This is a genomic window from Kitasatospora sp. NPDC057500 (assembly GCF_042802195.1).
Classification (GTDB): Bacteria; Actinomycetota; Actinomycetes; order Streptomycetales; family Streptomycetaceae; genus Kitasatospora.
The window spans coordinates 1-10,576 of record NZ_JBHVER010000243.1 but is presented as its reverse complement, the minus strand read 5'-3'; the positions used below and the strand labels follow the sequence as shown (position 1 = coordinate 10,576).

Annotated in this window: 10 protein-coding genes; 3 read left to right on the top strand and 7 right to left on the bottom strand. The window is 73.5% G+C overall.

Annotated elements, in window-relative coordinates; all coding sequences use genetic code 11:
• Positions 1 to 34 precede the first annotated feature (34 nt).
• Together ACFU74_RS32770 and ACFU74_RS32765 are read right to left on the bottom strand one after the other, a co-directional pair.
• Positions 35 to 361, bottom strand: a complete 327-nt coding sequence (locus tag ACFU74_RS32770; protein ID WP_380763448.1) for an antibiotic biosynthesis monooxygenase family protein — start codon at positions 359 to 361, stop codon at positions 35 to 37.
• A gap of 45 nt (positions 362 to 406) precedes the next feature.
• A complete protein-coding gene (locus ACFU74_RS32765) occupies positions 407 to 778 on the bottom strand; it encodes a cupin domain-containing protein (RefSeq protein WP_380763446.1) in 372 nt (123 codons plus the stop codon).
• A 63-nt stretch (positions 779 to 841) separates the two neighbouring features.
• Here ACFU74_RS32765 and ACFU74_RS32760 point away from each other — a divergent pair, with 63 nt between their 5' ends.
• A complete protein-coding gene (locus tag ACFU74_RS32760; protein ID WP_380763444.1) occupies positions 842 to 1,321 on the top strand; it encodes a MarR family winged helix-turn-helix transcriptional regulator in 480 nt (159 codons plus the stop codon).
• 3 nt (positions 1,322 to 1,324) lie between these two features.
• On the opposite strand, the gene ACFU74_RS32755 is transcribed toward ACFU74_RS32760, so the two are convergent.
• Positions 1,325 to 3,397 carry an MFS transporter gene (locus ACFU74_RS32755; protein ID WP_380763442.1) on the bottom strand — a complete coding sequence of 691 codons (2,073 nt, stop codon included), beginning with the start codon at positions 3,395 to 3,397 and terminating at the stop codon, positions 1,325 to 1,327.
• Between the two features lie 321 nt (positions 3,398 to 3,718).
• On the opposite strand from ACFU74_RS32755, the gene ACFU74_RS32750 reads away from it, so the two are divergent.
• Positions 3,719 to 4,960, top strand: a complete 1,242-nt coding sequence (locus ACFU74_RS32750) for a peptidoglycan-binding protein (protein WP_380763440.1) — start codon at positions 3,719 to 3,721, stop codon at positions 4,958 to 4,960.
• 28 nt (positions 4,961 to 4,988) lie between these two features.
• Here the strand turns inward: ACFU74_RS32750 and ACFU74_RS32745 are convergent, their stop codons facing one another.
• The 4 genes from ACFU74_RS32745 to ACFU74_RS32730 form a co-directional block, all read right to left on the bottom strand.
• Positions 4,989 to 5,576, bottom strand: a complete 588-nt coding sequence (locus tag ACFU74_RS32745; protein WP_380763438.1) for a TMEM165/GDT1 family protein — start codon at positions 5,574 to 5,576, stop codon at positions 4,989 to 4,991.
• 243 nt (positions 5,577 to 5,819) lie between these two features.
• Positions 5,820 to 6,605 (bottom strand): ABC transporter permease, encoded by a 786-nt coding sequence (locus tag ACFU74_RS32740; RefSeq protein ID WP_380763436.1) that lies wholly within the window; start codon positions 6,603 to 6,605, stop codon positions 5,820 to 5,822.
• 3 nt (positions 6,606 to 6,608) lie between these two features.
• Positions 6,609 to 8,216: a dolichyl-phosphate-mannose--protein mannosyltransferase gene (locus tag ACFU74_RS32735; RefSeq protein ID WP_380763434.1), complete on the bottom strand. Its 1,608-nt coding sequence runs from the start codon at positions 8,214 to 8,216 to the stop codon at positions 6,609 to 6,611.
• Between the two features lie 247 nt (positions 8,217 to 8,463).
• Positions 8,464 to 9,804: an MFS transporter gene (locus tag ACFU74_RS32730; RefSeq protein WP_380763432.1), complete on the bottom strand. Its 1,341-nt coding sequence runs from the start codon at positions 9,802 to 9,804 to the stop codon at positions 8,464 to 8,466.
• A gap of 170 nt (positions 9,805 to 9,974) precedes the next feature.
• Between ACFU74_RS32730 and ACFU74_RS32725 the strand changes: the two genes are divergently transcribed.
• Positions 9,975 to 10,535, top strand: a complete 561-nt coding sequence (locus ACFU74_RS32725) for a MarR family winged helix-turn-helix transcriptional regulator (protein ID WP_380763430.1) — start codon at positions 9,975 to 9,977, stop codon at positions 10,533 to 10,535.
• Positions 10,536 to 10,576 lie beyond the last annotated feature (41 nt).

The window sequence follows — 10,576 nt, the reverse complement described above, 5'->3', positions numbered from 1 at the left end:
TCCGTGGACGGTCCGGGGCCGCGTGGCGCCGGGCTCAGGCCTTGGGGCCGGTGGACTGGACGACGTCGAAGGACCAGAGGGTGGAGCCCGTGGCAGCAGGGCGCTTCGGGGCCTCGCCCTCCGGGGAGGCCGGGCGGTGGGCGGCCTGCATCGGGCCCGAGAGCCAGGCCTGGAAGGACTCCTCGTCGCGCCAGCGGGTGTAGACCAGGTACTGGTCGGTGCCCTCGACGGGGCGGAGCAGCTCGAAGTACTCGAAGCCGTCGGAGTTCTCCACCGCGCCGGCGCGGGCGGCGAAGCGCTTCTCCAGTTCCTCCCGCTGCTCAGCGGGGACGGTCAGGACATTGATCTTGACGACGGACACGCCGTACCTCCTCGGGGTTGTTCTGAGAAGGCAGTCTGCTACACCTCACACGATCCACGCCGGGGCCACCCGGTCCCCGGTGTCCGGGTTCACGGCGAAGGCCGGGGCCGGGGAGGCGACGACGGCGGTGAAGCCGTCTTCGGTGCGGATCCGGCGGGGGGCGTCGGCCGGGAGGACGAGGGTGTCGCCGGCGCCGAGGGCGAGTTCCTCGCCCGCCAGTTCGACGGCGGCGGAGCCGGTGAGGAAGGTCCACACCTGCTCGGCGTCCATGGTGTGCCGGGGGCCGGTGCGGGCCGGCGGCATGTCGACGCGCCACACCGCGAGGCCGGTGCCGCCCTGGGCGGGCGAGGCGCAGGTGGTCATCGTGGCGTTGGGGGTCTCGGTGCGGCGGGCGTCGGCGAGGCGGATGACGGACAAGGCCGGATGACTCCTCTAGAATGGACAACTGAGTTGTCTATATGGTCAATGAGGTTGTCTATCGTGTCAAGTGAGCAGGCCAGGCCGGGTTTTGAACTGCCGCTGCGGCTGCTGTTCGCGTTCCGGGTGATCATCGACGAGTTGCACGAGCGGCTCGCCCGCGAGGGGCATCCGGACATGCGGCCGATGCACGGGTTCGTCTTCCAGGCGGTCGGGGCGGACGGCACCACCGCCGTCGAGCTGGGCCGGCGGCTCGGGGTGTCCAAGCAGGCGGCCGGCAAGACCGTCGAGCAGCTCGAACGGCTCGGGTACGTCGAGCGCGGCGGTGATCCGGCGGACGCCCGGCGGAAGGTGGTCCGGCTGACGGCGCACGGGGTCGACGGCCTGGCCCGCTCGGCCCGGATCTTCGACGAGCTCCGCGAGGAGTGGGCCGAACAGCTCGGCGGCGAGGAGCAGTTGCGCGGGCTGGAGGACGCACTGCGGGCGCTCGCGCCCGGGAACCCGTTCCAGCTGGACACCCCCCGGTGGCTCGGGAGCACCTGACCGTCAGAAGGAACGGCCCTCGCCGTGGTACGGGGGCTCGTGGCCGACGGCGTCCGGCCGGTCGCGGGGGTCCGCGCAGAGGGAGGACGCCAGCCGGGTGAGCAGTTCGGCGAGGTCGTCGAACTGCTTCTCGTCCCAGTCGCCGAGGAGTTCGGCCAGCTGCTTGCGCCGGGCGGCGACCAGCTGGAGCGCCGCCGCCTCACCCGGCTCGGTGAGCCGCAGCGGCAGCCCGGCGCTGCGCGCGGCCAGACCCCGGCCCTCGACCTCGCGCGCCGCCTCCTCCACCACCGCGAACGGGACCACCCGGCGCTCCGCCAGTTCACCGGGCTCCACCGAGCCGTGATGGTGCATCTGGAGCAGCAGCCAGCTGGAGGCGGGCTTGAGGTCGAGCCCGGCGGTGGCGGTGATCCGCTTGAAGAGGTCGCGCCGGGCCTCCCGGGTGTTCAGCACGGACAGGGCCCGGCCGATCTCGTCCAGCGAGGAGCGCTCCACCGGGTTGAGGCCGATCGACTCGCCGAGGTCGGGGGCGGTCACGGTGCTGCGCAGCTTCTGCTCCCGCAGGAACAGCGACAGGACGAAGGCGACGGCGGCCACCGGCACCGCGTACAGGAAGACCCGGGTGATCGACTCGGCGTAGGCGTGGTGGATCCCGTCCTGGACGGCGGCGGGCAGGATCTCGATGACGCGCGGGTCGGAGGTGATCAGCCCGGGGTCGAAGCCGGGCGGCAGCGGGACGCCGGCCAGCGCCTCCCCCAGCCGGCGGTCGAGGCCGGAGGCGAAGACCGTGCCGAAGACCGAGACGCCGACGGAGGCGCCGATGGAGCGGAAGAAGGTGGCGCCGGCGGTGGCGACGCCGAGGTCCTGGTAGCCGACCGAGTTCTGCACGATCAGCACCAGCACCTGCATCACCAGGCCGAGGCCGAGGCCGAAGACCAGGAAGTAGCAGCTCATCACCAGGGTGCTGGTGTGCTCGTCGAGCAGCGAGAGCAACAGCAGGCCGACGACGGTGACGGCCGAGCCGGCGATCGGGAAGGTCCGGTAGTGACCGGTGCGGGACACGATCTGACCGGAGCCGATCGAGGTGACCAGCATGCCGATCACCATCGGCAGCATATGGACACCGGACACCGTCGGCGAGACGCCCATGACGACCTGGAGGAAGGTCGGCAGATAGGTGAGCGCGCCGAACATCGCGAAGCCGACCACGAAGGAGATGACGGCCACCAGGCTGAACGTCCGGGAGCGGAACAGCCGCAGCGGCAGGACGGGTTCGGCCGCGGCCCGCTCCACCAGCACGAAGGCCAGCAGCAGGAGCAGCCCGAGCACGCCCAGGCCGATGATCTGCCAGGAGTCCCACGCCCAGGTCGTCCCGCCGAGCGAGGTCACCAGCACCACGCAGGTGGCGACGGCGGCGATCAGCGTGGTGCCGAGGTAGTCGATCCGGTGCCGGCGGCGGGTCTGCGCCCCGGGCAGCACGGTCGCGACCACGGCGAGGGCGACCACACCGATCGGCAGGTTGATGTAGAACACCCAGCGCCAGCTGAGGTTGTCGACGAACAGCCCGCCGAGCAGCGGCCCGAGCACGCTGGTGACACCGAAGACGGCGCCGAAGACGCCCTGGTACCTGCCGCGGTCCCGGGGCGGCACGAGGTCGCCGACGATGGCCTGGGAGAGCACCATCAGCCCGCCGCCGCCCAGGCCCTGGAGGGCGCGGAAGGCGATCAGCTCACCCATGTTCTGGGCGATGCCGCAGAGCACCGAGCCCAGCAGGAAGATCACGATGGACGCCTGGAAGAACACCTTCCGGCCGTACATGTCGCCGAGCTTGCCCCAGAGCGGGGTTGCCGCGGTGGAGGCCAGCAGGTAGGCGGTGACCACCCAGGAGAGGTGCTCCAGGCCGCCGAGGTCGCTGACGATGGTGGGCAGGGCGGTGGAGACGATGGTCTGGTCGAGCGCCGCGAGCAGCATCGCCAGCAGCAGGGCGCCGATCGGCACCCACAGACTCCGCCCGGCGACCTGGGGCGGGCCCGGCTCGCCCGCCGGGACGCGGTCGGACGCGGCGGTCGGATCCGTCATGGCGCCTCCGTCTCCGTAGCGGCTCGGCGGTGATCACTCCCGGCCACCATGTTGTCAGAAATGCACCATTTCGCGCGTTTTCAGTTGAGCCGAACGTAAGAACGTCCGGTATCAGGACGTTCGCATCGGCACATCGACCGTTCATCGGTCCCCAACCCCCACCAACCGGCACAAGGCCCCCGCGGCGGACCGGACCGCCCTGTCCCCTCTCAGGCACGTCCTGCATAATCAGGCCCGTCCACCGCCTGGACCCCAGTCCGACCGCAGCCCGGGTCCGAGACCGCGACCGCTACCGACCGAGACACCGAGGAGGGCCGGCCGATGCCGGACCAGCACTGCCCGACGTGCGGCACCGCACGCTCCGCAGGGTGCCACTGCCTCGTTCCGGACGGCAGCCTCGACGAGACCGCCGTCCTGCCGCACCTGGAGGGCCCGCCGCTGGTCCGCCCGTACGTGCCGCAGGCCGTCGGCCCGATCGTGGAGAACCCGCCGCCGGGGCCGCGGGCCACCGACCCGTTCGGCACCACCGTGCTGCCGACGCCCGGCCCGCCGCCCGCCGGACCGCCCCCCGGCGGACCGCCGGTGGCGCCCCCCGCCGCTCCCCCGCTGGGCCCGGACGCCGACGCCTACGCGACCACCGTGCTGCCGCCCGTCGCCTCCGCCCCGTCGTTCCCGCCGCCGCCCGCCGCCCCCGCCCCCGCCCCCGCCCCCGCCGGGAACGCCCCGGCCGGAAGCGCCCCGGCCTCGGCCCCACCCGCCGACGGCGGGGCCGAGGACGAGCTGGGCGTCTTCCCGTTCGCCGCCGCCCCCGCGACCGCCGCTCTCGGCGGCGGCCGGGCCGCCCGGCGCGCGGCGGAGCAGCAGGAGGCCCGCGGCCCGCTGGCGCGCCGCAAGGGCCTGCTGATCGCGGCCGGCGCCGGCCTGCTGGCGGTCACCGTGGGCCTCGCCTACGCGATCACGCCCTCCTCCGAACCGGACGACCGGGCAGCCCCCGCGCCGACCGCCACGCTCGGCCTCGCGCCGGTGGACCCGACCGCCCCGGCCGAACCGAGCCCGAGCGCACCGCCGCCCGCCGCGGAGACGCCCACCGCGGAACCGACGCCCACCCCGGCCCGCACGAGCGCCAAGCCCTCCCCGCCCCGGACGACCGCCGCCACCCCACCGCCGTCGGCCGCGCCCGCCACCACGGCGGCCGCCGCTCCCCCGGCCCCCGCACCGGCCCCGGTTCCCGACCCGGTGACCACACCCCCACCCCCCGCCCCGGCACCCGCCACCCCGGCACCCACGACCGCGCCGCCGGCCCCGACCGCCACCCCGACCCCGGACCCCGCCCCCACGGTGCGCACCCTGGAGCCCGGAATGGAGGGGCCCGACGTCGTGGCGCTCCAGCGCAAACTCGGCGTCGTGATCTGCTGGCAGAAGCTGCCCCCGACCGGCAAGTACGACGACCGGACGGAGTCCATGGTCGCGTACTTCCAGAACATCAACAGCATCCGGGGCGACGCCCGGGGCGTCTACGGCCCGAACACCCGCGCCGCCCTGGACAACCGCACCGGCTGCTGAACGGACGGCGGGGCGCCGGGCCGCCGCGTCAGCCCGTGACCGCCTGGAAGATGCTGAACCCGGCCATCAGGATCATCACGCTCGCCGCGACCCGGATGATCATCTTCATCGGAACGTGCTTCAGCAGCTTCTGCCCGCCCAGGATCGCGATCCCGGCCACCGCGCACAGCGCCAGCCAGGCGCCCAGGCCCACGGCGAGCGGGTCGGCGTACTTGGCGGCCAGGTTGGCGGTCATGATCTGGGTCAGGTCGCCGAACTCGGCGACTGCCACGACCACGAAACTGGCCCCGGCGACCTTCCAGAAGCTGTTGGCGGACGGCTCCTTGGCGGCGTGCCCGTCCTCGTCGTCGTCCCCGCCGTGGAACAGCAGCATCGCCGCGCCGGCCAGGAACAGCACGCCGGTGACGCCCTCCACCCAGCGGTGCGGCAGCAGCGAGAGCAGCTTTCCGGCGACCAGGGCGATGCCCACCTGGAGGGCGAAGGCGGCGGCGATCCCGGCGAAGACGTAGCTCGCCCGGTACTTGGCGCCGAGCATCAGGCTGGCCAGCGCGGTCTTGTCGGGCAGTTCCGACAGGAAGATGATGCCGAAGGTGATCGCGGCGACGGTCAGACTCATCGGGGGTGGTGTCCCTCGGGTTCGGGCTGCCGGCCCGCAGCAGCTCCGTCAGGGGTCGCTCCGGCCCGACAGCGCTGGTTGGCAATCCACGGAACGCGCACGACGCGCGCCCGTACACACAGCACTGCGGCCGAAGGTCTCGCCGGCACCGCCACACGATCGCGGTGCCCCGGGCGCCGGGCCCCGAGGGGGCCAGTATGTCGACGGTCCGGTGGAGGGCTACTCCCCTTCAACCCCGCCAGCCTACCCGATCACCCCTCCCGGCCGCCCGGCGTCGACCGAACCCCGCCCCACCAGCTCCAGCACCACCACGACCGCCACCGACTCCACCGCCAGCAGCCCGACCAGGACGAACAGCTGCACCGCGCCCGCCTGGACCGGCGAGGCCCCGCCGAGCAGCATCCCGACGAAGGCGCCCGGCAGGGTGACCAGGCCCACCGTCCGGGTCTGGTCGAGCGCCGGGACGAGCGAGGTGGCGGCGGCGGTGCGGCAGATCTCCATCCGGGCGTCCCGCTCCTCGAAGCCGAGCGCCAGCGCCGCCTCGACCTCGCCGTGCCGCTGGCGCAGCTCGTCCAGGGCCCGTCGCCCGGACAGCGAGGTGGCGGTGAGCGCGCCGCCGATCAGGATGCCGGCGACCGGGATCACCGACAGGCCCTTCGGCGGCAGCAGTCCGCTGCCGAGCAGCAGGAGGAGCACCGGCAGCACCCCGGCCCCGATCGGCACGGCCGCCCACGGCCAGCCTCGCCCGGGGGCGGGCACCATCCGCCGCCCGGCGGTGCGCACCGCGACCGAGAACATCAGCAGCACGAAGAGCGCGGACCACCAGCGCGAGCCGACCACCCAGGTGATCACCAGCGCGACGGCGGCCAGCTGCACCACCGCGCGCAGCCCGGCCCGCAGGACGGCGCGCCCGTGGCCGAGCCGCCCCCACCCGGCGACGGCGACGGCCGCCAGCAGCAGCGCGGCGGTGACCGCGCCCAGCCCCGGGGTGACCGGCAGCAGCCGCTCCCCGTCGGCGAGCCGGAGCACCGGTCAGATCCAGCTGGTGAACCACATCCGGTCCTGCCAGGACGTCATCGGGATCACCTCCGCCGTGTACAGCGGGTAGAAGAAGGCGAAGCAGGCCATGATCGCCAGCACGATCAGCCCGGCGCCGACCGCACCGATCCGGCGCCGTTCGGGCGGACACCCCTCCGGGCCGAGCATCGCGCCCAGCATCTGCGCCACGGCCAGGCAGAGGAAGGGGACGAGCACCACCATGTAGAAGGAGAAGACCGTCCGCTCCTGGTACTGGAACCACGGCAGGTAGACGCCGGCCACGCCGCACAGCACCGCGCCGGAGCGCCAGTCCCGGCGGAAGAACCAGCGCCAGAGCAGGTAGAGCAGGGCGAAGCAGGCGGTCCACCAGAGCAGCGGGGTGCCCAGGCCGAGGATCTGCGCAGCGCAGCCACCGGACGCGGTGCAGCCGCGCTGGCCGACCGGCACCTGCTCCCAGTACATGGAGACCGGACGGCCCTGGACCAGCCAGCTGAACGGGTTGGACTGGTAGGTGTGCGGGCTGCTCAGGCCGGTATTGAAGTCGTACATCTGGGAGTGGTAGTGCCAGAGGCTGCGCAGCGGCGCGGGCACCCAGCTCATCGACACCTGCGGCAGTGCGACGCCGAGGACGCTGTCCGGGGAGAGCCCGGCCCGGTCGTCGGCCCAGTGGCGGTCGAAGCCGCCGCCGGTGAACAGCCAGCCGGCCCAGCCGGCGACGTAGACGGTGAACGCGGAGCCCACCACGGCGAGGAAGGCGGGCAGCGCGTCGAGGCGGAGCATCGAGCGCCAGGGGCGGCGGGCGCCGGCCCAGCGGCGGCCGGACCGGTCCCACAGCACCGTGAGCAGCCCGAAGGCGGCGAGCACCATGGCACCGTTCCACTTGACCCCGGCGGCGGCGCCCAGGCAGAGCCCGGCGGTGATCCGCCAGGGCCGCCAGCCGAGCCGGACGGTGTCCCCGCCGAGGTCGGGCAGCACGGCGGCGAGCCGCGCCCGGGTGCGGTCGCGGTCGATCAGCAGCGCGCCGAAGGCGGCCAGTACGAAGAACATCTGGACGCCGTCGAGCAGGCCGACCCGGCTCATCACCAGCTGGAGGCCGTCGACGGCCATCAGCAGGGCGGCGGTGCAGCCGACCAGGGTGGAGCCGAAGAGCCGGCGGCCGATCCGGGCGAGCATCAGCACGGTGAGGGTGCCGAGCAGCGCGGTCATGAACCGCCAGCCGAAGGGGTGCAGGCCGAAGGCCCACTCGCCGAGCGAGATCACCCATTTGCCGAGCGGCGGGTGGGCGATGAACTCGGGCGCGGAGGTGAGCGGGATCTGCTGCGGGACGGCCAGCACCTGCTCGTTCGCGTGCTCCGGCCAGGTGCCCTCGTAGCCCTGCCGGAGCAGGGACCAGGCGTCCTTGGGGTAGTAGGTCTCGTCGAAGACGAAGGCGTTGGGGTAGCCGAGGTTCCAGAACCGCAGCAGCCCGGCGAAGACCGCCACGGCGATCGGTCCGAGCCAGTCGGAGCGGTCCGCCGCCCGGCGCAGCAGCCCCCGCCGTTCCGGTGCCGGGCCGGCCGGGACCGCTGCCGCCGGGGGGTGGGTGAGCGCCGCTTGGGTCATGGTGTCGGTTGCCTCGCCGGTTCGCCTGTCTCGCCTGTGCCGGCCGCCGACGGGTTGCGCCGGTGGCCGCGGCCGGCCCGCGTCGGCCGGGGGCGGCCTGCACGGGCCCGTGTGACCGCGGCCGGACGGCCGACAGCCACCGACACTATGTGCCGCTGGGCGCGAAACCAAGCGCGACGGGCGCCGGACAGGTGACCTGTCCGGCGCCCGCCGGGCCGGGGGCGTGTCCGTCGGACACGCCCTCCGGCTATGCCGCGGTCTGCAGCTCGCGGGCCGGCCGGGCCGGGGCGCGGACCGGGGCCGCGGGGGCCTGCTCGGCCCCGGCCGAGCCGTCGGCCGCGTTGTCCTGGGCCGCGGTGAGGTACGGCCGCAGGCGCAGCGCCAGGACGACGATCAGCACGGTGCAGCCGGCCATCGCCGCCAGGTAGAGCGGCCAGGTGCCGGAGCCGACCAGCAGCACGCCCACCGCCGGGCCGACGGCGATCGCGACCTGCTTCACCAGGGCGTACCCGGCGTTGTAGGTGCCGAGCAGCCGGGCCGGGGCGAGGTCGGCGACCATCGGGCCCATGGTGGGGGCGAGCAGCGACTCGCCGACGCCGAAGAGGGCGTAGATCGAGACGATCGCGACCGTGGCGGCCATCGCCTCGGTCCGGACCAGGCCGGCCACCAGGGCCATCGTCCAGGCGCCGAGCCAGACCACGGCGGCGGCGGCCATCGCGGTGGTGCGCCGGCGGCGGGCGGTGATCCGCACCACGAACATCTGGAGCACCACGATGGTCAGCGCGTTGGCGCCGATGGCGATGCCCAGGGTGGACGGGGCGGTGCCGACGGTGTCGGTGGCGAAGGCGGCGACTCCGGACTCGAACTGGCCGTAGCAGGTGAAGAAGATCAGCCCGGCGAGGATGCTGAGCCGGAGCATGGCCTTGTCGGCGAGCAGGGCGCGCAGGCCCTGCGGGCCGTCGGTCCTCTCCTGGACCAGCAGCGGGGCGGCCTTCGGGATCCGGGCGGTGCCGGTCACCAGGGCGAGGCCGAGGAAGGTCGCGGCCTCGATGGTGAACAGCCGGGTCAGGCTGGCCGGGTCGGCGACGTCCACGATCTGCCCGCCGACCAGCGCGCCGATGCCCATGCCCAGGTTGATCAGGGTGAACTGGAGCGCGAAGGCGTGCGAGCGGGTCGCCGCGGTGGAGCAGCGGACGATCATCGTGGCGAGCGCCGGCTGGCAGGTGGTGACACCCGCGCCGAACAGGAACGAGGAGACCAGCAGCGCCGGGGTGCCGGTGGCGTGCCCGAAGGCGAACGCGCCGGTGGCGGCCAGCGCGGCGCCGATCAGCAGCACCGGGCGCGGCCCGTAGCGGTCGATGCCGCGGCCGGTGAACGGCAGGACGGCGAGCGCGGCCAGCGCGAAGACGGTGAACACCATCCCGGCGGCGAGCGGGCCCAGCCCGCGCACCTGGTCCACGTACACGAACATGTACGGCATCGTGAATCCGCTGCCGAACGCGCTGAGCGCGTTTCCGATCTGGACGCGGCGCAGCGGGCCGCCCGCCCCGCGTCGCTGCTGCCTCTGCTGCTTCACCGTGCCGGTCACCGTGCACACCCCTTCATTGCGGACGGAGGCGTCAGGGCTCCGCCAGTTTTCGATGCGTACTCTTAAGGGAAGAAGACTTAAGAGCTAAAGTTTGACTCTAAAGTCTTAGCACCAGAAGAGTGCCGAGTCAAAGGCTTAAGGAGTGCACTTCGCATGGGACACTGGTCCGCATGACTGCAGAGAAGCCCGCGCCGGCCACCCCCCGCGAGCTGGGCATCGCCGAGCAGGTGGCCCTCTACCAGCGGGAATTCCCCACCGTCGACCCGCAGGTGGAGACCATCGTGCAGACGCTCTCCCGGGTCGCCCGGCGGATGACCGTCGCCTACGACCGGCAGCTGACTGTGCTCGGAATCACCTCCGCCGAGTGGGAGGTGCTCAAGGCCCTGGTGGTCTCCGGCAGCCCGTACCGGCTCGGCCCCGGGGAGCTGGCCAAGCGCCTGGGGCTCACCCCCGCCGCGATGACCCACCGGATCGACCGGATGGTCACCGAGGGGCTGGTCACCCGGGAGCGGGACGAGGCCAACCGGGTCCGGGTGATCATCGAGCTGACCGAGCTCGGCCGGGACAAGTGGCTGGAGTCGATGCGGATGGCCGCGGTCTTCGAGGAGGAGCTGCTCCAGGACATCGTCGGCGAGGACCGCACCGTGCTGTCCGGGATGCTGGCCCGGATGATGCGCCGGATCGAGGAGAGCCAGCCGGACGCCCTCGGGCGCACCGCCGGCCTGGACTGAGCCGGCCGCGGGAACGACGAGAGTCCGGCCCGCCGGGGGAC